24 protein-coding genes and 1 tRNA gene are annotated in these 23214 nt (G+C 69.9%); 14 read left to right on the forward strand and 11 right to left on the reverse strand.

Annotated features, from left to right (window positions below):
• Positions 1–275: 275 nt before the first annotated feature.
• The 3 genes from IEY95_RS05515 to IEY95_RS05525 all read left to right on the forward strand — a co-directional run bounded on the left by IEY95_RS05515 (position 276) and on the right by IEY95_RS05525 (position 2511).
• The gene (locus IEY95_RS05515) at positions 276–932 is read left to right on the forward strand and encodes an NADPH-dependent FMN reductase (RefSeq protein ID WP_189184740.1); all 657 of its coding nucleotides are present in this window, start codon (positions 276–278) and stop codon (positions 930–932) included.
• 321 nt (positions 933–1253) lie between these two features.
• Complete coding sequence (locus IEY95_RS05520; protein ID WP_229702586.1) at positions 1254–1622, forward strand: hypothetical protein; 369 nt, start codon at positions 1254–1256, stop codon at positions 1620–1622.
• A 559-nt stretch (positions 1623–2181) separates the two neighbouring features.
• Positions 2182–2511, forward strand: a complete 330-nt coding sequence (locus tag IEY95_RS05525; RefSeq protein ID WP_229702588.1) for a hypothetical protein — start codon at positions 2182–2184, stop codon at positions 2509–2511.
• A gap of 173 nt (positions 2512–2684) precedes the next feature.
• Here the strand turns inward: IEY95_RS05525 and IEY95_RS50120 are convergent, their stop codons facing one another.
• From IEY95_RS50120 to IEY95_RS05535, 3 genes are all read right to left on the reverse strand, one after another.
• Positions 2685–2807, reverse strand: coding sequence for a hypothetical protein (locus IEY95_RS50120; protein WP_268240423.1), 123 nt, complete (start codon positions 2805–2807; stop codon positions 2685–2687).
• Between the two features lie 23 nt (positions 2808–2830).
• Positions 2831–3004 (reverse strand): hypothetical protein, encoded by a 174-nt coding sequence (locus IEY95_RS48750; protein ID WP_229702591.1) that lies wholly within the window; start codon positions 3002–3004, stop codon positions 2831–2833.
• Positions 3005–3834: 830 nt separating this feature from the next.
• Positions 3835–3906, reverse strand: a tRNA-Cys gene (locus IEY95_RS05535).
• Between the two features lie 285 nt (positions 3907–4191).
• Between IEY95_RS05535 and IEY95_RS05540 the strand changes: the two genes are divergently transcribed.
• From IEY95_RS05540 to dapE, 7 genes are all read left to right on the forward strand, one after another.
• Complete coding sequence (locus IEY95_RS05540; protein ID WP_189184744.1) at positions 4192–5616, forward strand: MFS transporter; 1425 nt, start codon at positions 4192–4194, stop codon at positions 5614–5616.
• Between the two features lie 47 nt (positions 5617–5663).
• Entirely contained in the window at positions 5664–5855 is a 192-nt protein-coding gene (locus IEY95_RS05545; RefSeq protein WP_189184745.1) for a ribbon-helix-helix domain-containing protein, read from the forward strand.
• Complete coding sequence (locus IEY95_RS05550) at positions 5852–6238, forward strand: type II toxin-antitoxin system death-on-curing family toxin (protein WP_189184746.1); 387 nt, start codon at positions 5852–5854, stop codon at positions 6236–6238. Before IEY95_RS05545 ends, IEY95_RS05550 begins: the two co-directional genes overlap by 4 nt.
• Before the next feature lie 168 nt (positions 6239–6406).
• The gene (locus IEY95_RS05555; RefSeq protein ID WP_189184747.1) at positions 6407–8200 is read left to right on the forward strand and encodes a DEAD/DEAH box helicase; all 1794 of its coding nucleotides are present in this window, start codon (positions 6407–6409) and stop codon (positions 8198–8200) included.
• Between the two features lie 459 nt (positions 8201–8659).
• On the forward strand, positions 8660–9301 hold the full coding sequence (locus tag IEY95_RS05560) for an IclR family transcriptional regulator (RefSeq protein WP_189184748.1): 642 nt from the start codon (positions 8660–8662) through the stop codon (positions 9299–9301).
• Between the two features lie 222 nt (positions 9302–9523).
• Complete coding sequence (locus IEY95_RS05565; protein ID WP_189184749.1) at positions 9524–11002, forward strand: amino acid permease; 1479 nt, start codon at positions 9524–9526, stop codon at positions 11000–11002.
• Positions 10999–12081 carry a succinyl-diaminopimelate desuccinylase gene (gene dapE, locus IEY95_RS05570; RefSeq protein ID WP_189184750.1) on the forward strand — a complete coding sequence of 361 codons (1083 nt, stop codon included), beginning with the start codon at positions 10999–11001 and terminating at the stop codon, positions 12079–12081. Before IEY95_RS05565 ends, dapE begins: the two co-directional genes overlap by 4 nt.
• Here the strand turns inward: dapE and IEY95_RS05575 are convergent.
• Entirely contained in the window at positions 12053–13684 is a 1632-nt protein-coding gene (locus IEY95_RS05575) for a PucR family transcriptional regulator (protein WP_189184751.1), read from the reverse strand. The genes dapE and IEY95_RS05575 overlap by 29 nt on opposite strands.
• Before the next feature lie 117 nt (positions 13685–13801).
• Here IEY95_RS05575 and IEY95_RS05580 point away from each other — a divergent pair, with 117 nt between their 5' ends.
• The 3 genes from IEY95_RS05580 to IEY95_RS05590 are packed head-to-tail and all read left to right on the forward strand — an operon-like array spanning position 13802 to position 16680.
• Positions 13802–14758: a chorismate synthase gene (locus IEY95_RS05580; protein WP_229702593.1), complete on the forward strand. Its 957-nt coding sequence runs from the start codon at positions 13802–13804 to the stop codon at positions 14756–14758.
• Positions 14755–15876 carry an o-succinylbenzoate synthase gene (gene menC, locus IEY95_RS05585; RefSeq protein ID WP_189184752.1) on the forward strand — a complete coding sequence of 374 codons (1122 nt, stop codon included), beginning with the start codon at positions 14755–14757 and terminating at the stop codon, positions 15874–15876. Before IEY95_RS05580 ends, menC begins: the two co-directional genes overlap by 4 nt.
• Before the next feature lie 15 nt (positions 15877–15891).
• A complete protein-coding gene (locus IEY95_RS05590; RefSeq protein ID WP_189184753.1) occupies positions 15892–16680 on the forward strand; it encodes a YlbL family protein in 789 nt (262 codons plus the stop codon).
• Between the two features lie 18 nt (positions 16681–16698).
• On the opposite strand, the gene IEY95_RS05595 is transcribed toward IEY95_RS05590, so the two are convergent.
• From IEY95_RS05595 to IEY95_RS05625, 7 genes are all read right to left on the reverse strand, one after another.
• Positions 16699–16878, reverse strand: coding sequence for a hypothetical protein (locus IEY95_RS05595; RefSeq protein WP_189185397.1), 180 nt, complete (start codon positions 16876–16878; stop codon positions 16699–16701).
• Between the two features lie 12 nt (positions 16879–16890).
• On the reverse strand, positions 16891–17499 hold the full coding sequence (locus IEY95_RS05600; RefSeq protein ID WP_189184754.1) for an ArsR/SmtB family transcription factor: 609 nt from the start codon (positions 17497–17499) through the stop codon (positions 16891–16893).
• 192 nt (positions 17500–17691) lie between these two features.
• A complete protein-coding gene (locus tag IEY95_RS05605) occupies positions 17692–18657 on the reverse strand; it encodes a glycine betaine ABC transporter substrate-binding protein (protein ID WP_229702594.1) in 966 nt (321 codons plus the stop codon).
• On the reverse strand, positions 18654–19508 hold the full coding sequence (locus tag IEY95_RS05610) for an ABC transporter permease (RefSeq protein ID WP_189184755.1): 855 nt from the start codon (positions 19506–19508) through the stop codon (positions 18654–18656). Before IEY95_RS05610 ends, IEY95_RS05605 begins: the two co-directional genes overlap by 4 nt.
• A complete protein-coding gene (locus tag IEY95_RS05615) occupies positions 19505–20782 on the reverse strand; it encodes a betaine/proline/choline family ABC transporter ATP-binding protein (RefSeq protein WP_189184756.1) in 1278 nt (425 codons plus the stop codon). The genes IEY95_RS05610 and IEY95_RS05615 overlap by 4 nt, the downstream gene beginning before the upstream one ends.
• Positions 20775–21422 (reverse strand): ABC transporter permease, encoded by a 648-nt coding sequence (locus IEY95_RS05620; protein WP_189184757.1) that lies wholly within the window; start codon positions 21420–21422, stop codon positions 20775–20777. The genes IEY95_RS05615 and IEY95_RS05620 overlap by 8 nt, the downstream gene beginning before the upstream one ends.
• A gap of 22 nt (positions 21423–21444) precedes the next feature.
• Positions 21445–21915, reverse strand: a complete 471-nt coding sequence (locus IEY95_RS05625; protein ID WP_189184758.1) for an Lrp/AsnC family transcriptional regulator — start codon at positions 21913–21915, stop codon at positions 21445–21447.
• Between the two features lie 122 nt (positions 21916–22037).
• On the opposite strand from IEY95_RS05625, the gene hppD reads away from it, so the two are divergent.
• A complete protein-coding gene (hppD, locus tag IEY95_RS05630) occupies positions 22038–23183 on the forward strand; it encodes a 4-hydroxyphenylpyruvate dioxygenase (RefSeq protein WP_189184759.1) in 1146 nt (381 codons plus the stop codon).
• Positions 23184–23214: the final 31 nt, after the last annotated feature.

The following is a 23214-nucleotide window of genomic DNA, read 5'->3' on the forward strand; positions in this document are numbered from 1 at the left end:
ATTCCCGTACGGGCGTTGTGCCTGTCGGGGCGCAGCGAACGGTCCCGGCCGGCCGCGTACGGCGATGAATGAGACGGAAGCCGAGACGGGCGCGCTCCGTGAGCGAGGGCATCGTCGTCCGTCACCGGTCCAGCAGCGCATGCAGTAGTGCCATCACTCCGACACCGGCCAAGAGGGCTGCACGGGCTGTCGGTCGCGCGTTGTCCCTCTCGGAACCACACTGGTTATGGGGGCGTCCCGCTGGAGGAGCGTGCCCACGACGGAAGGACGGACCCATGTCCACGGACACGCCTCCCGCGCTCCGATTCCTGGTCTTCGGGGCGGCACTGCGGGCCGATTCGGCCAACGCCCGCCTCGCCTCCCTCGTGGCCCGGCTCATCTCCGACACCGGTGCCGCTGTCGACCTTGCCGCAATGCGCGACTTCGACATGCCCTTGTACGACGGTGACATGGAGGCAACCGAAGGGCTGCCGCACGGTGCCCTCGCCCTGCGCGAGCGACTCGAGCAGAGCGACGCCTTCGTCATCTCCTCGCCGGAGTACAACGCCTCCATGCCGGGAGTACTGAAGAACGCGATCGACTGGGTCTCCCGTGTCCGGCCGCAGCCGTTCAAGACCAAGCATGCGATGCTCGTTTCCGCGTCGCCATCCCTGGTCGGCGGCAACCGCGGGCTGTGGGCCCTGAGGATTCCCCTGGAGCACCTGGGCACCCGTGTCTACCCGGACATGTTCAGCGTGGCCGATAGCTACCAGGCCTTCGCCGAGGACGGAACGCTGGCCGACCCGGGGCTGCAGCAGCGCCTCACAGAGACCGTGTCGGGTTTCCTCAGCCTCGTCGAGGCGGACGTGCGCTACGTCTGCTTGGAACGCCGGTGGTACGAATTCCTGGGAGACCGCACCGAGGCAGCCATCACCCAACGGGCCGAGGCATGATGCCGGGACGCCATGAGGCACTGCGCCCGGAGCGTCGGTACGGGAGGCTGATCCTCCGTGTCCCCGAGCGGGCCACGGACGACTAACAAGGGGCGGCACCCATGTGGAGTGCCGCCCCTTACATTTTGTCCGGTGGCCGAGGTCAGCTGTCGAGCAGCTCGCGCGCAACTTTGGAGAAGTCGCCAACTGCCTTCTTGGCGGCCTTCCTAGGGGTCGTCCCGGAATGGACACGCGATGAGGGGGTTCACTTTCTCCGGCGTCTGGCCATTTAGACTTTGGCCGTCACACAGCGTGAGAGATGACGTGAGAAGGATAAACGAAATGCTGCGTATGCGTAGGCTCCCGCGCCCCCTTGTGCTCCGTGCGATTCTTATCACCACGTTCGTCGCGCAGTCGGTTGCGCTCATCGTCCAGGACACGCAGATCGACAATCTGCGGGTACAGCACGTCGACCTTCAGGCACAAGGCGTCGCACCCGGCCCCTCCGGCCCGCCAGGCCCGTCGGGTCCGCCCGGCGTTACCGGCCCGGCAGGAAGGAACGGGCAGGATGGGAGAAACGGGGCGAATGGGAGGCCCGGGCAGAATGGGAGGCCCGGCAAGAACGGCAAGAACGGCAAGAACGGCAAGGACGGCAAGGACGTTTTTGCCACTCCAAGGCCTACCGTCACCGTCACCCAGAGCCACAGCTGAGCCCCACGTTCACCATGGGTACGTCAAGGATGGGGCTCTCTCGGACATTTCCTCCGTCACGCCTGGATGTTCAACCAGCGTGTAACCGGACGGGGGGACTTGCGGTTGCGGCCGGCAGTACACGGCGAACTACGGAACCAGCACCGGTACCTCACAGACGAGCGCGTATGCCGCGCGTCGGGAACGCGTCCGCGGGCCCCTTGGTCCCTGCCGTTCCACCGTCCCCCCGTCCCCCGCGGGATCCGGTGCGCTAGTGGCGCGTTGGGGCCGCACTCACCCTCGCTCGGGCTTCGCCTTGATGACGTCGCTTTGAAGGCGTGTGGCCGAGGTCAGCTATCGAGCAGCTCGCGCGCAACTTTGGAGAAGTCGCCAACTGCCTTCTTGGCGGCCTTCCTAGGGGTCGTCCCGGAATGGACACGCGATGAGGGGGTTCACTTTCTCCGGCGTCTGGCCATTTAGACTTTCGCCGTCACACAGCGTAAGAGATGACGTGAGAAGGATAAACGAAATGCTGCGTACGCGTATGCGTAGGCTCCCGCGCCCCCTTGTGCTCCGTGCGTTGGTTATCACCACGCTCGTCGCGCAGTCGGTTGCGCTCCTCGCCCAGGCCGCGGAGATCGACAATCTGCGGGTACAGCACGTCGACCTTCAGGCACATGGCGGCGCAGTCGGCCCCTCCGGCCCGCCAGGCCCGTCGGGTCCCGCCGGCCCTGCCGGCCCTCAGGGAAGGAACGGTCAGGACGGCAGGAACGGGCAGGAGGGGAGGAACGGGCGGGAGGGTCAGCAGGGCAGGGACGGCAAGGACGGCGAGGACGGCCGGGACGGCAAGGACGCTGTTGCCACTCCAAGGCCTGCCGTCACCGTCACTGTCACCAAGAGCCAAAGCTGAGCCCCGTGCCCCGCGTCGCGAACGCGTCCGCGAGTCTCTTGGTCCCCACCGTTCCACCGTTCCCCGCGGGATCTGGTGCGCCAGTGGTGCGAGTCGCCCTTCCTCCATCAACTTCTGCAGGATGGCCCTCGGTCGAGCAGTCTCCAGTGCCGCCTCGGGGCCCTGGGTGGCACTCACCCTCGCTCGCGCTTCGCCGCGATGACGGGCTTCAGTGCCTCCGTGCGGTGATCGACGAGCTGGCGGCGTTCGCGGCCGCTCTGGGGCGGGCGCGCGACGAGGAGGACAGGCTTGTCCACTCCCTGTCATTTACATCCTTCCATCACGTAGCGTGAGGGACAATGTGAGAAACGTAAAAGAGAAACTGCTTAAGCGGCGCCCACTCGTGCTTGGTGCCGCCGTGATCGTCGCGCTTGTCGCGCAGTCGGGCGTGCTCGTCGCCCATCAAATGCAGATCGACGATATGTGGGCAGGGAACGTCGAACTCCAGACGCACGGCCTCGAGGTGGGCCCTTCCGGTCCGCCAGGCCGCACCGGTCCCCCCGGTCCGCCCGGCCTCACCGGCCCGCAGGGCAGAAGGGGGACGGACGGGCGGCCCGGGAGAGGCGGGGACGATGGGGAAGACGGGGACGATGGGAGGAGAGGGCATCGCGGAAGAAACGGGAGAAATGGCGCAGTAGTACTGCTGCCCAAATAGCAACGCCGTTCAGTTGTCAGGGGATGCGCACCGTTCGGCCTGTCCGAGTGGCCCGAGGAGTACTCCGCATAGAAGCTCATCAAAGGTGGAGGAGAGGTGTATTCAGAGTGAATGGAAGGTAAATGGAATGCGTCTCATCAAAAGACTGGGCGTTGCCTTGGGCGCTCAGAGCACGGCAGGTTCCTCACGGCGCGGTCGTGGCGGGGCGCATTGTGAATCTCGCGGCCGATTGGCGTCAGGACACTTGCGTTCATCACGTTCAGTTTCCTCTTCACCCCGCGGCGCGGGCGGCGATGAGCGTCAGCGCGTGGTCGCTGACGGCGCGACGTGACCAGCTAATGACAAGGCTTACCCGCCGCTCTAGCAGCACCAACCTGGTGGTTGACTCACCCTTGATGACCCGTTGCCTGTCACCTTCAGCACGTCGTCAATGAACTCAGTGCTGAGAGTCTTGGGCTTTGTGGCACTGCGGAGAGGGGTCTTCCTTGCCGGCACGGGGTCTCCCTGGTGTGTGGGCCTAGGCAAGTACGAGGCAGCCAAGCGACTTGCCTGGACCGGTTCCGATGGGAGCCCCACCAGGGAGAGAGCCTGCCTGACCTGAAGACTTCCCAGGTCAGACCCTGCTTCAGAGGCCGTGGCGGGAATCGAACCCACGTAACTCGCTTTGCAGGCGAGTCCCTAAACCACTCGGGCACACGGCCGAACACATTGGCCGCCACTCAGGTAGACGCCCAATGTCAGGTGCGGCACGGCTCACTCGTTCCGAACCTGATGAGAAGACCGTAGGCGGGGGCGCGGGCGGGGCTCAAGGGATGGGCGGGCGCTGCAACGGGACTGCCATACGCCGTTCATGAACCGCCGGGTGGCCCGGGTCTCATGAACTGCCGGGGGCCCCGGGTTCGTGGCTGGTCGTACGACCAAAGGCCCAGTCGATCACCGTCTCCGGACAGGGGCCAATGTTAGTTGTGCCCCTTACGCTGACGGACATGGCAGCCCTGGAAACGAGTGAGGCCGCGACGGCACCGTCGGAGGTGGCAGGCGGTGTGCTGAGCCGCCCGTACCGTGCGCTCAGCGTTGGGATCGTCTCCGTCGTGCTGGTGATCGCCTTCGAGGCGACCGCCGTGGGGACGGCGATGCCCGTGGCGGCGCGCGACCTCGACGGGGTGTCGCTGTACGCCTTCGCGTTCTCGGGGTACTTCACGACGAGCCTGTTCGGGATGGTGCTCGCCGGGCAGTGGTCGGACCGGGACGGGCCGCTGGCGTCGCTGACCGCGGGGATCGCGGCGTTCGCGGCGGGGTTGTTGCTGTCCGGGACGGCGGCGTCCATGTGGGTGTTCATCCTGGGGCGGGCCGTGCAGGGGCTCGGTGGCGGGCTGGTGATCGTCGCCCTGTACGTGGTGGTCGGACGGGTCTATCCGGAGCGGTTGCGGCCGTCGATCATGGCGGCGTTCGCGGCCGGCTGGGTGGTTCCGTCCGTGGTCGGCCCGCTCGCGGCGGGTGCGGTGACCGAACACCTGGGCTGGCGCTGGGTGTTCGTCGGGATACCTGTCCTGGTCGTCTTTCCGCTGGCACTCGCGCTGCCCCAGATACGGCGGCGGACGTCGGGAGGGGCGGGGGAGGCCGTCCCCGCGCCCCTCGACCGGCGGCGCATCCGGCTGGCGCTCGGGATCTCGCTGGGCGCCGGGCTCCTCCAGTACGCCGCCCAGGACTTGGAGTGGCTGTCGCTCGTCCCGGCCGCCGCCGGTGCCGCGCTGCTCGTCCCGGCCGTCCTCGGGCTGCTGCCGCGCGGCACGTACCGGGCGGCGCGCGGGCTGCCCTCCGTGGTGCTGTTGCGCGGGGTCGCGGCCGGGTCGTTCATCGCCGCCGAGTCCTTCGTGCCGCTCATGCTGGTCACCCAGCGGGGGCTCTCGCCGACACTCGCCGGGTTCTCGCTCGCGGCGGGCGGCGGGACCTGGGCGCTGGGGTCGTACGTGCAGGCGCGGCCGCGCGTGGAGCCGTACCGGGACCGGTTGATGTTCCTCGGCATGGTGCTGGTCGCGGCCGCCATCGCCACCGCGCCCAGCGTGCTGATCCACGCCGTGCCCGTCTGGATCGTCGCCGTCGCCTGGGCGTTCGGCTGCTTCGGCATGGGTCTGGTGATCGCCTCGACCAGCGTGCTGCTGCTCCACCTGTCGGCATCCGAGGAGGCCGGCGCCAACTCCGCCGCGCTGCAGATCTCCGACGGTCTGTCCAATGTGCTGCTGCTCGCCGTGGGCGGCGCGGCCTTCGCGGCGCTGGGCGGCGGCACCGTCACGGACGCGGCCACGTCCGCCTCCGGTTCGCATCCCGCCGCCTTCGCCGCCGTGTTCCTGCCCATGGCCGGGGTGGCGCTGGTGGGTGCCTGGGTGACGACACGGCTGCGGGAGCGGTGATCGTAAACGCGTCGGCTCGGGCCGGTGCCGTGCTTTAGCGTCTCCGCATGGAACTTCGCCTCGACCTCGCCCTGGCGCAGGCCCTCGACGACCTCGCCGACGCGCAGGACCGCCTGCCCGAGGAGATCGCCGAAGAGGCCGTACGCAGGTATCTGCGGGAGGAGGGCGCGCACGTCCGCGCCCTCGCCACCCGGCTCGCGAAGGAGCACGCCGAGCTGTTGAGGAGGCTCGGCGAATGACCGGGACCCGCACACGTCACCTGACCGTCGCCGAGGTGACGGACCTCGCGGAGGTCGCCTTCGGCGGCCGCGCGCCCGAGGCCCGGGAGCCGGGGCTGCTGGCCTCGGCCGTCCACCGCCCCCGCGCCCGGATGCTCGGCGTCGCCGCGTACCAGGACCTGTACGAGCAGGCCGCCGCGCTGCTGCACGCCATCAGCACCAACCACCCCCTCGTCGACGGCAACAAGCGGACCGCCTGGCTCGCCGCCGCGACCTTCCTCGCCGTCAACGGCGTCGACCTCGCGTCCTGCGACCAGAACACGGCGTACGACCTGGTCATCGACGTGGCCTCCGGTGAGGAGAGCGACATCGGCGTGATCGCGGACCGGCTGCGCGGTCTGTGAGGTGGATCCCATCCACGGGTGACCCGGCGTCGTCGGCGCGTTGACACATCCGGGTCGCCGGTAGGGTGGCCCGGTTGTCATACGTAGCAGAGCCGCCCGCCCGTCTCCCACCACCGCCCTACCTGACGCGCTGCGCGCGGCCCCTTTAATTCGACTCCCACGGAGACCGTGACTACCACCGCCGCCACCTCCTCGCACCATCTCTCACCCGCCTTCCCCGGCCGCGCCCCCTGGGGCACCGCCAACAAGCTGCGCGCCTGGCAGCAGGGGGCAATGGAGAAGTACATCCAGGAGCAGCCGCGCGACTTCCTGGCCGTCGCCACGCCCGGCGCCGGTAAGACGACGTTCGCGCTGACGCTCGCGTCCTGGCTGTTGCACCACCATGTCGTGCAGCAGGTGACCGTGGTCGCGCCGACCGAGCATCTGAAGAAGCAGTGGGCGGAGGCGGCCGCGCGGATAGGGATCAAGCTGGATCCCGAGTACAGCGCGGGGCCGCTCAGCAAGGAGTACCAGGGCGTCGCCGTGACGTACGCGGGTGTGGGCGTGCGGCCGATGCTGCACCGCAACCGCTCCGAGCAGCGGAAGACGCTCGTCATTCTTGACGAGATCCACCACGCCGGTGACAGCAAGTCCTGGGGTGAGGCCTGCCTTGAGGCCTTCGAGCCGGCCACCCGCCGGCTCGCGCTCACCGGTACGCCCTTCCGGTCCGACACCAACCCCATCCCCTTCGTGACGTACGAGGAGGGCAACGACGGGATTCGGCGGTCCGCCGCCGATTACACGTACGGATACGGGTCCGCCCTCGGCGACGGCGTCGTGCGGCCCGTCATCTTCCTTTCCTACAGCGGCAACATGCGGTGGCGTACGAAGGCGGGGGACGAGATCGCGGCGCGGCTCGGTGAGCCGATGACCAAGGACGCCATCAGCCAGGCCTGGCGTACCGCCCTCGATCCGCGTGGCGAGTGGATGCCGAGTGTGCTGCGCGCCGCCGACCAGCGGCTGACCGAGGTGCGCAAGGGCATTCCGGACGCCGGGGCCCTCGTCATCGCCTCCGACCAGGACTCGGCGCGCGCGTATGCCAAGCTCATCCGCGAGATCACCGGTACGAAGGCGACCCTCGTCCTCTCCGACGACACGGGTGCCTCGAACCGCATCGACGAGTTCAGTCACAACGACGACCGGTGGATGGTCGCGGTGCGGATGGTGTCCGAGGGCGTGGACGTGCCGCGGCTCGCCGTCGGCGTGTACGCGACCACGATCTCGACCCCTCTTTTCTTCGCGCAGGCCGTCGGACGCTTCGTGCGTTCCCGGCGGCGCGGTGAGACCGCGTCCGTCTTCCTCCCGACCGTCCCCGACCTCCTCGGCTTCGCCAACGAGATGGAGGTCGAGCGCGATCACGTCCTCGACAAGCCCAAGAAGGAGGGCGAGGAGGACCCGTACGCCGAGTCCGAGAAGGAGATGGAGGAGGCGAACCGGGAGCAGGACGAGGACACCGGGGAGCAGGAGCAGTTCTCCTTCGAGGCGCTGGAATCGGAAGCCGTCTTCGACCGGGTCCTTTACGACGGCGCCGAGTTCGGGATGCAGGCCCACCCGGGCAGCGAAGAGGAGCAGGACTACCTCGGGATTCCGGGGCTCCTCGAACCCGACCAGGTTCAGCTGCTGTTGCAGAAGCGGCAGGCCCGGCAGATCGCGCACAGCCGCAAGAAGCCGGACGAGGAGGCCGATCTCCTCGAACTCCCCGCCGAGCGGCGGCCCGTGGTCTCCCACAAGGAGATGCTGGAGCTCCGCAAGCAGCTCAACACCATGGTCGGCGCATACGTCCATCAGAGCGGCAAGCCGCACGGTGTGATCCACACCGAGCTGCGGCGTGTGTGCGGGGGGCCGCCGAGCGCGGAGGCGACGGCGGGGCAGCTGCGACAGCGGATCGCCAAGGTGCAGGAGTGGGCTACCCGGATGCGGTGACGCCGGGCGCCGTGTCTGAGCGGGGCCCTCGGGGCGCGAGGCGGGTGACCTCACCGCGTTCGGTGCGAGTGAGGAGGTGACATCCGGGCGTGTGTTCCCGCCCTACAGGCGCGATGTCCCGCCGTAGGGGCGTGTGTTGTGCCGTGTGCGCTGTGTACAAGGGTGGTGCACGCCGAGTGGTGGGCGCTGTTTCGTATCGGGACAAAGAGAAAGAGTCCGTACCAGCCACTGCCCGGATTCTGGACGGAGACTTCCGCTGAGCGGACCGGCTCGCTACTGTCCCGCTACGCACACGCCCCGTGGCAGCGCCGCCGCGGAGCGCAGCCGTGAAGCGACTCACGCCCGGGAAGAACCCGGGTCGTCAGCCGACCGGCGGCCTCTGAAGCGCGTCGCCGACGGGACTCGGTGTCGCAACCGCCGCGAGGGGGCCGTCGACCTCACCACTAAGGAGTGGGCGTCGTGACCGCGGAGACCTCTCAGACGCTCGACCGGGGACTGCGCGTCCTCAAGCTGCTCGCCGACACGGATCACGGACTGACCGTCACCGAGCTCTCGAACAAATTGGGTGTCAATCGGACCGTTGTGTACCGCTTGCTCGCCACGTTGGAGCAGCACGCTCTCGTACGCCGTGATCTGGGTGGCCGGGCCCGGGTCGGGCTCGGGGTGCTGCGGCTGGGCCGCCAGGTGCATCCGTTGGTACGGGAGGCCGCGCTGCCCGCGTTGCGGTCGCTGGCCGAGGACATCGGGGCCACCGCTCATCTCACGCTGGTCGATGGGACCGAGGCGCTGGCCGTCGCGGTCGTGGAGCCGACGTGGACGGACTATCACGTGGCCTATCGCGCCGGGTTCCGGCATCCGCTCGATCGTGGTGCCGCGGGGCGGGCGATTCTTGCCGCTCGGCAGGCGCCGGTGGGGGAGCCCGGGTACACGCTCACGCATGGGGAGTTGGAGGCGGGGGCGAGTGGGGCTGCGGCTCCGTTGATCGGGGTGACCGGGGTCGAGGGAAGCGTCGGCGTGGTGATGCTCGCCGACTCCGTCCCCGAGCGGGTCGGGCCCCGCGTTGTGGACGCGGCCCGAGAGGTGGCTGACGCGTTGCGTTGAGCCTGGCCGAGGCCGCCCCCGCCCCGGCGGCCGATGGCTCACCGCTGTGGCGGCCATGGCGGCTACGCCCCGCCCGCAGTCGCATATGTTTCCCTTCGAGGCCCGGCTTTGGCCGACCCGCCAAACCGTTCCCGCCATCTCTGGCCGATAGGCCCACCGCCCGCCGTCCCGTCCTCCGCATCATCAGGGCACTGATGGCGGAACGGTGGAGGGAGTGCCCCGGTGGAGACAGTGCGTACGCGGACGGATGTCGGGCAAGAGAGCGGGTGGGCGGCTCGGCTGACGCGGCGGCAAGGGGTCGGGGCGCTGGTCGCCGAGGCTGCCGGGAGTCCGCTCAAGCGGACCATGGGGGTCGGGCAGCTCACGTTGCTCAGTGTGGGGGCCACGCTCGGGACCGGGATCTTCGTCGTGCTCGGGGAGGCCGTTCCCGAGGCCGGGCCCGCGATCGTGGTGTCGTTCGTGCTCGCCGGGGTGACCGCGCTGTTCTCCGCGCTGTCGTATGCCGAGCTGGCCGGCATGATCCCGGGCTCAGGTTCCTCGTACAGCTACGCCTACGCGACCCTCGGCGAGCTCGTCGCCTGGGTCTGCGGCTGGTGTCTGATCCTGGAGTACGGGGTGTCCGTGGCCGCCGTCGCGGTCGGCTGGGGGCAGTACGTCAATGAGTTGCTGGACCTGACCGTCGGGGTGACCCTGCCCGATTCCCTCAGCGCGCCGCCCGGTGACGGCGGTGTGCTGAACATCCCCGCCGCCGCCATCGTCGTCCTCGCCATGGTCGTGCTGCTGCGGGGTGCCCGGGAGAGCGCCGTCGCCAACACCCTCATGGTCGGCGTGAAGATCGCCGCCCTGGTCATGTTCTGCGCGGTCGCCTTCACCGCCTTCCGCGCCGGGAACTTCACGCCCCTCTTTCCGCTCGGCACGGCCGGCATGAGCGCGGGCGCCGCCTCGCTCTTCTTCTCCTACATCGGCTTCGACGCCGCGTCGACGGCGGGCGAGGAGGCCAAGAACCCGCAGCGCGATCTCCCTCGCGCGATCATCCTCTCCCTCGTCCTCGTCACCGCGCTGTACGTCCTCGTCGCGGTCGCCGCGCTCGGCGCCATGCCGTGGCAGAAGTTCGAGGGGACCGAGGCCACGCTGAGCCAGGTGCTCGTGCAGTCGGTGGGCGGCGGCAGTCTGTGGCCGATCCTGCTCTCCATCGGCGCGGTCGTCGCCACCACCAGCGTCGTCCTCACCGTCCAGTACGGGCAGATCCGCATCCTCTTCGCGATGTCCCGGGACGGACTCGTCCCGCCGCTGTTCTCCAAGGTGCACCCCACCACCGGGGTGCCGCGCGCCAACACGGTCATCGTCTCCGGCTTCATCGCCGTGCTCGCCGCGCTCGTCCCGCTGGGCGCCCTCGCCGACGCCACCAGCATCGGCACGCTCTTCGCCTTCATGCTGGTCAACCTGGCCGTCATCCTGCTGCGCCGCCGCAGCCCCGGGGCGCCCCGCTCCTTCCGGGTGCCCTTCTCGCCGGTCACGCCGATCCTGGGCGTCGGCTTCTGCGCGTACATGCTGTTCAGCCTGGGGACGGACACATGGGTCGCGTTCGGCGCGTGGATGGCCGTCGGCCTGGTGATCTACTGGCTGTACGGGATCAAGAACTCCAGGCTCAACCAGCGCCCCGAGCTCCAGGAACCCGACCTCACGCAGGAATCCGCATGACCGTCCGGAACACCTCCCTCGACCTCACCACCGACGTCGTCGCCCTCACCCGCGCCCTCGTCGACATCCCCTCCGAGAGCGGCGAGGAGGTCCGGCTCGTGGACGCCGTGGAGGCGGCCCTCGCCGCACTCCCGCACCTCACCGTCGAACGCGTCGGCAACTCGGTGGTCGCCCGCACGGACCTCGGCCACCCCGAACGGGTCGTGATCGCGGGCCACTTGGACACCGTCCCTGCCGCCGGGAACCTGCCCTCCCGCCTGGACGGCGACCTGCTGTACGGCCTCGGCGCCTGCGACATGAAGGGCGGCGTCTCGGTTGCCCTGCGGCTGGCGGCCACGCTCCCCGCGCCGGCCGCGCGCGACATCACGTACGTCTTCTACGAGTGCGAGGAGGTCGAGGGCGACCGCAACGGGCTCGGCAGGATCGCCGCCGAGCGGCCGGAGCTCCTCGATGCCGACCTCGCGATCCTCATGGAGCCCTCCGACGCCGGGGTCGAGGCCGGCTGTCAGGGCGTACTCATGGCCGACATCACGGTGCGTGGCGAGCGCGCGCACACCGCGCGCGCCTGGATGGGCGTGAACGCCGCGCACCGCGCCGGGGCCGTCCTCCAGCGGCTGGCCGACCACACCCCCGCGCGGGTCGTGATCGACGGCCTGGAGTACCGGGAAGGGCTGAACGCCGTCGCCGTACGGTCCGGGGTCGCGGGCAACGTCGTACCCGACGAGTGCGTGATCACGATCAACTCCCGTTTCGCGCCCAGCCGTTCGCCCGAGGAGGCAGAGGCATACGTGCGCGACCTCTTCCCGGAGTACGACATCGACGTCACCGACGTGGTGCAGGGCGCCCTGCCCGGGCTCGGCCAGGACGCCGTGGCCTCGCTTGTCGACGTACTGGGTGTGGTGCCCCGTCCGAAGCTCGGCTGGACCGATGTCGCCCGGTTCGCCGCGCTCGGTGTCCCGGCGCTCAACTACGGCCCCGGGGACCCGGTGCTGGCGCACACGGCGGGCGAGTACGTGCCGGTGGCGCAGCTGCGCGTGTGCGAGGAGCGGCTCAGGGGCTGGCTGGCGGTGTCGCCCTGAGCCCCGCCAGCGTCCGCAACTGCAGCCACAGCACCAGCCGTTCGTCGGGATCGTCGAGGTCGATGCCGAGCTGCTGCTGGGCCTGCCGGAGGCGGTAGCGGCAGGTGTTGGGGTGCACGGCGAGCAGCCGGGCCGCGCCCGCCATGTCGCAGCCGGCGTCCAGCCAGGAGACGAGGGTGCGGGCGTAGTCGGTGCCGTGCTCGCTGTCGTACGCGAGTACCGTCCGCCACGCCCCGGCGTTCAACTCCCGCTGCTCGCCCAGGACTTCGGTGAGGCGCAGGAGGGTGACGCGGGGCCGTACCTCCGCCACGGACGCCACCGGCAGCTCCGGTCCGAGGACGCGCAGGACGAGGTCCGCGTCGGCGCGGGAGGCCGTCACCTCCGCGAGCCCGGGCACGACATCGCCAAGCCCCGCCCGCACCGGCACCCGCAGCGCCTGACCCGCCCGCCGCACGATGTCCTCGGCGAGGCGCTGGTGCCGGGCTCCGCCGCGCTCTCCGAGCGCGGGCAGCAGCGCGTACACGACTCCGTCGACGAGGACGCAGGCGTGCCGCCCGTAGCGTGCCTCGCACTGGAGCCGTACGAGGTCCAGAAGCCGGAGCGCGGTCTGCTCGACGTCCGCCGCCGAGACGGCCGAGTCGAGGACGAAGGCGGCCACGCGGACGGGCGCCGGGTTTCCGTCCGGGCCGAGTCCGAGGCCCAGGCGGTGGGCCGCACCGGCCGGGTCGGCGGTGCCGTCGAGGAGGCGGCGCAGCAGGTCCCCGTTCTGGTGCCGGGCCAGCTCCTGCGCGGCCCGTGCGCGCAGCAGGAGCAGCGCCGCCGTGGACGCGCCCTGTGCGAGGGCCTCCTCGGCGTCGGGCGCGAGGTTGCCGTCGTCCACGACCCAGAGCGAGCCGAGGGTCTCGCCGCCGGCGCGGACGGCGACGGCGAGGCGGGGGAGAAGGCCACCCGGGTCACCAGGGTCACCAGGGTCACGCGGGCCACCCGAGTCACCGCCGATCGCGGGCAGCCGGACCGGGCCGTCGGCCGCGAACAACAACCGGTACTGCTCCGAGTTCTCCGGGCTGGTCGGCACCTGAAGGCCGAGGATGCCCTGCCTGCGGTCCTCGTCGACCGGCTGCCCCGGCACGGTGGAGTACGCGAGGATCCGCTGGCGCGGGTCCTCGACGGCCGTGGCGCCGCCGACGGCCGTGGCCACCGCGTCGGCCAGCGCGAACAGGTCCCCGAGTCCGCTCCCCGCGGTCGATGGGCGGGCGCCGATCGCCGAGGCGAGCAACAGGTGCACATGGTGCCAGGCGGCGTCCTCGTCCACCGACAACAGCGCCACCCCCGCGGACTCCGCTTCCGCGAGCGGGCCGCCCGGGCCGCGGACCACGAGCCCGCTCATGCCCGCCTCCGCCGCGGCCCGCGCCAGCGGACCCGCCGCGGACGCGCGCACCCCGACCGCGAGCAGCAGCGCCCCGGGCGCTCGGGGCAGCGGGGCGTGGGCGTCGTACAGCAGCGCCTCCGTGACCGGCACGGTGAGCCCGGCGGGCGCGGTGTGCAGGCGCACGGAGGGGCCGCCGATGACGTCCAGCAGATCGCCGAGCGTGCAGGCGTCCATGGGGTTCCCTCATCCGTGCTTGGCCGATCTCATCAGGAACGTACGCGTCTGTTGTCCTGATGCACAACGCGAGAGTCGTCGACAGCTCCGAGACTCGACCTCATGACAGGAGACGGCATGGCAGGCGGCCTCATGGCAGGCGACCCCGTGGCCGAGGGTTCCGTGGCAGCGGCGACGGACTCGGCGCCGGGCGGGACAGCGGCGACCGGTGTACGAGATCTCGCGTCTGTACGAGATCTCGCGTCGGCAGCCGCCGGCGCGGCAGGTGTCACCGTCGGCACCGTCCACGACGTCACCGGCATCGCCGCCGTGGCTGACTTCTTCAGCGATGTCTGGCAGACCCCGCGCAGCACCCCGCCGTACCCGGCCGAGGTGCTGCACAGCCTCGTCCACGCGGGTGGTGCGGTGCATGCCGCGTACGCGCAGACCGGGGAGCGGCTCGCCGGAGCCTCCGTGGCCGTCTTCGGGCCGCCCGGCGACGCGGACGTGTACTCCTTCGTGGCCGCGGCCGTGGCTTCCGACCGCGGGGTCGGGTACGCCGTGAAGCAGGCCCAGCGCGTCTGGGCCCTGGAGCGCGGCGCCCGCACCATGCGCTGGACCTTCGACCCGCTGGTCGGCCGCAACGCCCGCTTCAACCTGGTCAAGCTGGGCGCCGTGGGCACGGAGTACCTCGTCGACTTCTACGGGCCGATGGCCGACGGCGTGAACGACGGCGACGAGAGCGACCGGCTGACGGTGACCTGGGACCTCTTCGCGCCCCCTTCCCGTACAGCGGTGGAAGGCGACCGCTCCCGTACGGCGGTGGAAGGCGACCGCGACACCGCGCCCGCCACCCACTTCGCCCCCGACGGCGACCCGCTGGCCCGACGCGACCTCTCCGACAGCCACGTCTGGTGCCGGGTACCGGACGACATCGTCAAGCTGCGCGCCGACGACCCGGTGCTGGCACTGCGCTGGCGGCACGCCGTCCGGGAGGTCTTCACGGAGGCCTTCGCCGAGGGGTACGCCGCCACGGCGATGTCCCGGGACGGCTGGTACACCCTCACCCGTCCGTCCAAGGAAGGCCGCGCATGAAACTCGAACGCGTCGAAGTCGTCCACATCGCCCTGCCTCTCGTCACGCCCTTCCGTACGTCCTTCGGGACCATGACGACGAAGGACACCTTCCTCCTGCACGTCGTCACGGACGTGGCGGAAGGCTGGTCGGAGTTCGCCGCCGACCCCGAGCCGCTGTACTGCTCGGAGTTCGTGGCCGGCGCGGAGATCGTGCTCCGCGACTTCCTGGTGCCGCGCGTCGCCGCCCTCCCGGAGCTCACGGCGGCCGCGCTCGCGCCCGCGATGGCGAAGGTCAAGGGCCACGAGCTGGCCAAGGCGGCCCTGGAGACGGCCGTCCTCGACGCCGAGCTGCGGGCGCACGGCATGCCGCTCGCGACCTACCTCGGGGCCGTGCACGACCGCGTACCCGCCGGGGTGTCCGTCGGCATCAAGGAATCCGTCCCGGCACTCCTCGACGATGTCGAGCGCTATCTCGCCGAGGGGTACGTCCGCATCAAGCTGAAGATCGAACCCGGCTGGGACCTGGAGCCCGTACGGGCGGTGCGCGAGCGCTTCGGGGACGGGCTGCCCCTCCAGGTGGACGCGAACACGGCGTACTCGCTCGCGGACGCCGAGCACCTGCGCAGGCTCGACGCGTTCGGGCTGCTGCTCATCGAGGAACCGCTGGAGGAGAACAACCTCCACGCGCACGCGCAGCTCCAGAAGCGCATCGCCACCCCCGTCTGTCTCGACGAGTCGCTGCACAGCGCCCGCGACACCGCGTCCGCGATCGCCATGGACGCGTGCCGGGTCGTGAACGTGAAGCCCGCCCGGGTCGGCGGTTATCTGGAGGCCCGCCGCATCCACGACGTCGCGCACGCGCACGGGCTGCCGGTGTGGTGCGGCGGCATGCTGGAGACGGGCATCGGCCGCGCCCCCAACCTGGCGCTCGCGGCGCTGCCCGGCTTCACCCTCCCCGGCGACACCTCCGCCTCCAGCCGCTACTTCGCCGAGGACATCACCGAGCCCTTCGTCCTCGAGGACGGCCATCTGCCGGTCCCGCGTACGCCCGGCATCGGCATCGAACCGCTCCCGGAGGCGCTGCGCCGCTTCACGACCGCACGGCGGGACCTGTACGGGGGCCGCGTCGAGCGGTGACGTTAGATTGATCCTGTGCTTTCTCGTCTCACGCGCCCCAAGGCCGTCGCCATCTGTGCCCTCCCCGTCGTGGCTCTGCTCGCCACGGCGGTGTTCGCGCCGCTGCCGTTCTCCGTGGCGCAGCCAGGCCTGACGGCGAACGTGCTCGGCGAGAACAAGGGCGACCCGGTGATCACGATCAGCGGGGCGCCCACCCGGGACACCAGCGGGCAACTGCGGATGACGACGATCGAGGCGACGGGCCCGGACGCGAGCGTCTCGCTCAGTGATGTGCTCGACGCCTGGTTCGCCACCGACCGGGCCGTGTTGCCGCGCGACTCGGTCTACCCGACCGGCAACAGCGTCAAGGAGATCGAGCAGCACAACGAGCAGCAGATGAAGGAGTCCCAGGACACGGCGACCGAGGCGGCGCTCGCGTACCTCCACGAGAAGAACGACGTCAAGGTCACTCTCAAGCTCGCCGACGTCGGCGGGCCCAGCGCCGGACTGCTCTTCTCGCTCGGCATCGTCGACAAACTGGACGGCGACGGCAGCGGCGGCGACCTCACGGGGGGCCGCACCATCGCGGGTACGGGGACGATCGACGCCGACGGCACGGTCGGCGCGGTCGGGGGCGTCGCCCTCAAGACCCAGGCCGCCCGTCGCGACGGCGCGACGGTCTTCCTGGTCCCGAAGGCGGAGTGCTCGGATGCGAAGTCCGAGCTCCCCAAGGGGCTGCGGCTGATTCCGGTGACCACCCTGAAGGGCGCGGTGGACTCCCTGGTGGCGCTGGAGAAGGGGAAGGGCTCGGTACCGAGCTGCTAGGACCTGTCGTCACAGGCCCTAGGCGACGGCCGGCCTCGGGGCGGCGAGGCGGAGGCCGACTTCCACGAGGGTCCAGCCGAGGCGGGTGCGCAGTTCGCCCGGCTGCTTGGCTTCGGCCGCGAGCCGGTGGGCGTCGGCCTCGGCGCGGAGCTCGGCGGCGCGGGTGTGGTGCAGGGCGAGGTGCGTGTCGGGGTGCAGCATCGGTGCCTCTCAGTCCTGGCTGATGGGGAAGACGTGGGTGTGGATGCGGACCTGCTCGGCGTCAGGGGTGCCCTCGGCGGGCGCCGACGCGCGGTAGGTCTCCATGAGTTCGTGCATCCTGGCGACGAGCTCGGTGGCGAGTTCGGGCGTCAGCCGTAGCGTCATGTCGCTCATGTCCGTGGCCCCGGACCACTCCGTGGGCCACTCGTTCCGGGTGGCGATCCAGGTGGACAGCTCGCGGGTGTGGGTGTTCGCGATCTCGTGCAGGAAGGTGTCCGCCGCTCCGCGCAACTCGGGGTCGGAGCCCGTGAACCGGGTGCTGTCGTAGATCAGCCCCTGGTGGACGGCCTTCCACCAGCGCTCCCGCCCCTTGCCGTGGCCTGGGGCGTCCTCGACGAAGCCGTGTGCGGCGAGCTGGCGCAGGTGGTAGCTGGTCGCTCCGCTGGACTCGCCCAGTTTCGCGGCCAGTTGGGACGCGGTGGCCGGGCCGCCGCGCCGCAGCGCACCCAGCAGCTGCATGCGCAGCGGGTGCGCGAGGCCGCGCAGTGAGCGGGCGTCGAGGGTGCGGGGGGCCAGTTCGTCCGAGGCCGGTGTCGTCGGTTCTTCGCGCTCCTGCATGCATGCAAAGGTAGCGTTGCAAAGAAGTGGTTGCAAGGGGTTCTTTGCAACCACTTCTTTGTAAGCCGCGGGGCCGAGTCTCCGTACGCCTCGTACGCGCCTGGGCCGAGTCTCCGTACGCCTCGTACGCCTCGTACGCCTCGTACGCCGCGGGGTCGAGTCTTCGTGAGCCTCGTACGTCCCGGGGTAACCTCACCCGCCCCTGACGAACCCCTCCGCCTTCATCCAGGCCAACGCCACCTGGTGCGGATCCTCCCCGTCCACGTCCACCTTGGCGCTCAACTCCTGTGCCACCGTGTTGTTCAGCTTCTTCGTCACCGGCTCGATGACCTCGGCGATCGCCGGATGCTCCTTCAGGGCCTTGGAGTTGATCACGGGCGCCGCGTTGAAGTGGGGGAAGAACTTTTTGTCGTCCGCCATCACCTCCAGGTGCATCGACTTGATGCGCCCGTCGGTGGTGAACACCTCCCCATAGGTGCAACTGCCCTTCGCCACCCGGGTGTAGATGATCCCGGTGTCCATCTGCGTGATGTTCTTCGCGGGCACGCTCATCCCGTACGCCTTCTCCACGCCCGGCAGCCCGTCGGCCCGGTTGGCGAACTCGCTCTCCACGCACAGCGTCACCGCGCCGGGGTTCTTCTTGGCCAGCGCGGCCACGTCGGAGAGCGTCTTCGTGCCGTGCTTCTTGAAGTCGGCCTGGTTCATGGCGAGTGCGTACGTGTTGTTGAGGGCGGACGGTGGCAGCCAGGTCAGGCCGTTCTTGAGGTCGGCGTCGCGCACCGCCTCCCACTGCTGCATCGGGTCGGGGATGGGCGCGCTGTTGCCGAGGTAGGTGATCCAGGCCGTGCCCGTGTACTCGTACATGGCGTCCGCGTTGCCGCTCTTGACCGCTTCGCGGGCGCCGATCGACCCCTGGATGCCGGTGCGGTCGAGCACATCCGCTCCGGCCGCCTGGAAGGCGATGCCCATGATCGCGCCGAGGATCAGCTGCTCGGTGATCTCCTTGGAGGCGACGGTCAGGTGGGCGCCCTTGAGCGGCTCGCCCTGCGCGATCGAGCCGGGCTCGACGTCGTCGACCATGGGGGAGCCGCTGGTCAGCCCGCACCCGGAGGCCAGCAGCAGCCCGCCGGCGAGCGCGCAGGCCATGCGGCACCTCATGACCCCGCCTCCAACCCGTGCGGCCTGAGCAGCAGTTCGGCCAGTGAGGCGAGCCAGTCGACGAGCAGCGCGAGCGCGATCGTGAGGATCGAGCCGAGGACCAGGACCGGCATGCGCTGGGTGGTGATGCCGGTGGTGATGAGGACGCCCAGGCCGCCGCCTCCGCCGAAGGTGGCGAGGGTCGCCGTGCCCACGTTCAGCACGAGGGCCGTCCGCACACCCGCGAGGATCAGCGGCACGGCCAGCGGAAGTTCGATCCGGGACAGGACGCCCAGCGAGGACATGCCGATGCCGCGTGCGGCTTCGAGCAGCGTCGGGTCGTTGGACTTCAGGCCCACGATCGTGTTCGACAGCACCGGCAGGACGGCGTAGACGATGATGCCGATCAGCGCGGCCTTCTGGCCGGAGCCGAGCCAGATGACCAGGAGTGCCAGCAGACCGATCGCCGGTGTGGCCTGCCCCATGGTGGCGACGGTCATCGTGATCGGGGTGGCCTTCCGGAGCATCCTGCGGGTGAGCAGGATGCCCAGCGGGATGGCGATGATCAGCACGAAGAAGGTGGAGATCACGACCAGTTGGATCTGCTGCCACAAGGCCTTCGACACCTGACCGTTGGACAGGGCGCTCTCGGAGATCGGGTCGAGGCTCGCCTGCTCGAACCAGAGCCAGGTGGCGAGCAGAAGGGCCACGAGGACAGCGGGCAGAAGAGTCAGCTTCCGCCAGGTGATCCGGCGCCCCAGCGTGACGGGCGGCGGCGGGGCCTCCTGCTCGGCCTCGCCCTCGTCCCGGAAGGCGAGCCCCTTGACGTCGTGCTCGCCGTCGGGCCGCTGATCGGTGGGCGGTGTGTTCACGCCTTCGCCTCCCCGGCGTCCACGTCCTCCTGCTCGAAGTGGGTCTGCTGGGCGCGCGCCTCCTCCCGCTCGTGCCGGTGCTCCATCGCCCCCAGCCGGTCGGCCTCCAGCAGCTCGTGCACGGAGTTCATCAGCGTCTCCATGTCGACCACGCCGATGTACTCGCCGCGCCGCCCGGTGACCGCGACCCGGCCCGTGTTGTCCGTGAGCACCGCCTCCAGGGCGTCCCGCAGCGTGGCGTCCCTGGTCACCGTGTCGTGTACCAGCGTGCCGGCCCGCGCCGGCGAGCCCTCGGCCCGCATCAGGTCGCCGCGCCGCAGCCACTTGTACGGGCGCCGGCGCTTGTCGAGCAGCAGGATCTCGTTCGTACCGCTCGCCCGGAGCAGGTTGAAGATCGATGGGAGGGGATCGTCGACGGTCACCGTCGGACAGTCGGTGACCTCCACATCGCGTACGCGCGTCAGATTGAGTCTCTTCAGGGCCGCCCCCGCGCCCACGAACCCCGACACGAAGTCGTCGGCCGGATGGGTGAGGATCGCCTCCGGGGTGTCGAACTGCGCGATGTGCGAGCGCTCGCGCAGCACCGCGATCCGGTCGCCCAGCTTGATCGCCTCGTTGAAGTCATGGGTGACGAAGACGATCGTCTTGTGCAGCTCCTGCTGGAGCCGGATCAGTTCGTCCTGCAGATGGTTGCGGGTGATCGGGTCCACCGCACCGAACGGCTCGTCCATCAGCAGGACGGGCGGATCGGCCGCCAACGCCCGTGCCACGCCCACACGTTGCTGCTGGCCGCCGGAGAGCTGGCGCGGATAGCGGCCGTGGAACTCGCCCGGGTCGAGCCCGACCAGGTCCAGCATCTCCTCGACCCGTGACCTGATCCTCGGCTTGGACCAGCCGACCATCTTCGGTACCAGCGAGATGTTCTGGGCGACCGTCATGTGCGGGAAGAGCCCGGAGGCCTGGATGGCGTACCCGATCTTGCGGCGCAGCCTCACCGGGTCCATATGGGTGACGTCCTCGCCGCCGATGCGGATGCGTCCGCCGGTCGGCTCGATCAACCGGTTGATCATCTTCAGGGTCGTGGACTTGCCGCATCCGGACGGGCCCACGAAGACGACGAGTTCGCCCGCCTTGATCCCCACGTTGACGCTGTCCACGGCGGGTTCCCGGCTGCCGGGATAGCGCTTGGTGAGGTGCTCCAGCTCGATGGTGGCGCCCTTCGTGGACGCGTGCCCTGCAGTGGCCTTCTCGGCGGTCGCGGTGGCCTCAGGCACGGATCCCCCTCGGAATGGTCAGCCGCCCGACGAGGACGTACGCGGCGTCGAACAGCAGCGCCAGGATGATGATCCCGAGCGTGCCCGCGAGCACCTGGTTGAGCGCGTTCTTGCTGCCCAGGGAGCCGATGCCGCGAAAGATCTCGTTGCCGAGGCCGGGCCCGGAGGCGTACGCCGCGATCGCCGCGATGCCCATCAGCATCTGTGTCGAGATCCGGATGCCGGTGAGGATCGGCGGCCAGGCCAGCGGCAGCTCCACCCTCACCAGCCGGGCCGGCCGCGACATCCCGATGCCCTTGGCGGCGTCCACGAGCGAGGGATCGACCCCGCGCAGGCCGACGATCGAGTTCCGCACGATCGGCAGCAGCCCGTACAGCGTCAGGGCGATCACCGTCGGCGGCACGCCCAGGCCGACGATCGGGATCAGCAGACCGATCATGGCGAGCGACGGGATGGTCAGGATGGTGGCGGTGGTGGCCGTGGCGAGGCTGCCGCCCCACTCGCTGCGGTAGGTGACGATGCCGATCCCCACGCCGATGACCGTCGCCACGATCATGCACTGGAAGACCGCGCCGGCGTGCTGGTACGCGTCCGTGAGCAGCTGCTGATGGCGGCTGCTGAGGTACTCCCAGAAGTTCACGCCACCTCACCCCGGTCGTCGGTCAGTGCTCGGTCGCCGCCTGCTCCACCAGCGGGATGATCCGCAGCGGAACGGGGTTTTCCATGACGATCGCCGTGGAGGCCCGGACGATGCCATCAAAACCGACAACACGGTCGATCACACGTTGGAGATCGGCGTTCGAGCGGGCCACGAGCCGGCACAGCATGTCCCCGCTGCCGGTCGTCGTGTGCAGTTCGAGCACCTCGGGCACGGTCGCCAAGTGGGCCCGCACGTCGGCGCCTTGCCCCTGCCGGATCTGCAGGGTCGCGAAGGCCGTGACCGGGTAGCCGAGCGCGGCCGGGTCCACCTGCGGCCCGAAACCCCGGATGACGCCATTCGATTGAAGCCGGTCGAGCCGGGCCTGCACCGTGCCGCGCGCGACCCCGAGCCGCCGGGACATCTCCAGGACGCCGATGCGCGGTTCCTCGGCGAGCAGCACGAGGAGCCGGCCGTCCAGATGATCGATCGCCATGAGAGCCTCCGAGATGGTCATCCTGTACAGAACGCCCGCCGAGACGCGCGAGCCTCTGAGCAGATTGTCCAGCTGATACGCAAACTATTGCGCACCTTGCGGAACGGAGGGAGCCTGCGGCCATGACTCAGACCACCCACCACACTCCCGACACCGCCCGGCAGGCCGACCCCTTCCCGGTCAAGGGAATGGACGCGGTCGTCTTCGCCGTCGGCAATGCCAAGCAGGCCGCGCACTACTACTCCAGCGCTTTCGGCATGCAGCTCGTGGCCTACTCCGGACCGGAGAACGGCAGCCGCGAGACGGCGTCGTACGTCCTCGAGAACGGCTCGGCGCGCTTCGTCTTCACCTCCGTCATCAAGGCCGCCACCACCTGGGGCCACTTTCTCGCCGAGCATGTGGCCGCGCACGGCGACGGCGTCGTCGACCTCGCCATCGAGGTCCCGGACGCCCGCGCCGCGTACGCCTACGCCGTCGAGCACGGCGCCCGCTCGGTCGCCGAGCCGTACGAGATCAAGGACGAGCACGGCACGGTCGTCCTCGCCGCGATCGCGACGTACGGCGAGACCCGCCACACGCTGGTCGACCGCTCGGGCTACGAGGGCCCCTACCTGCCCGGCTTCGAGGCCGCGAAGCCGATCGTCGAGCCGCCGGCCCGCCGCACCTTCCAGGCCATCGACCACTGCGTCGGCAATGTCGAGCTCGGCCGCATGAACGAGTGGGTCGGCTTCTACAACAAGGTCATGGGCTTCACGAACATGAAGGAGTTCGTGGGCGACGACATCGCGACCGAGTACAGCGCGCTGATGTCGAAGGTCGTCGCGGACGGGACGCTGAAGGTCAAGTTCCCGATCAACGAGCCCGCGATCGCCAAGAAGAAGTCCCAGATCGACGAGTACCTGGAGTTCTACGGCGGCGCGGGCGTCCAGCACATCGCGCTGAACACGAACGACATCGTCGAGACCGTACGCGCCATGCGCGCCGGGGGCGTTCAGTTCCTGGACACGCCGGACTCGTACTACGACACCCTCGGCGAGTGGGTGGGCGACACCCGCGTCCCCATCGACACGCTCCGCGAACTGAAGATCCTCGCCGACCGCGACGAGGACGGCTATCTGCTGCAGATCTTCACCAAGCCGGTCCAGGACCGTCCGACCGTCTTCTTCGAGATCATCGAGCGGCACGGCTCGATGGGCTTCGGCAAGGGCAACTTCAAGGCCCTGTTCGAGGCGATCGAGCGGGAGCAGGAGAAGCGCGGCAACCTGTGAATCCGTAGAACCCGCAACCGGTGAAGGCCAG

It is taken from the genome of Streptomyces albiflavescens (assembly GCF_014645835.1).
GTDB lineage: Bacteria > Actinomycetota > Actinomycetes > Streptomycetales > Streptomycetaceae > Streptomyces > Streptomyces albiflavescens.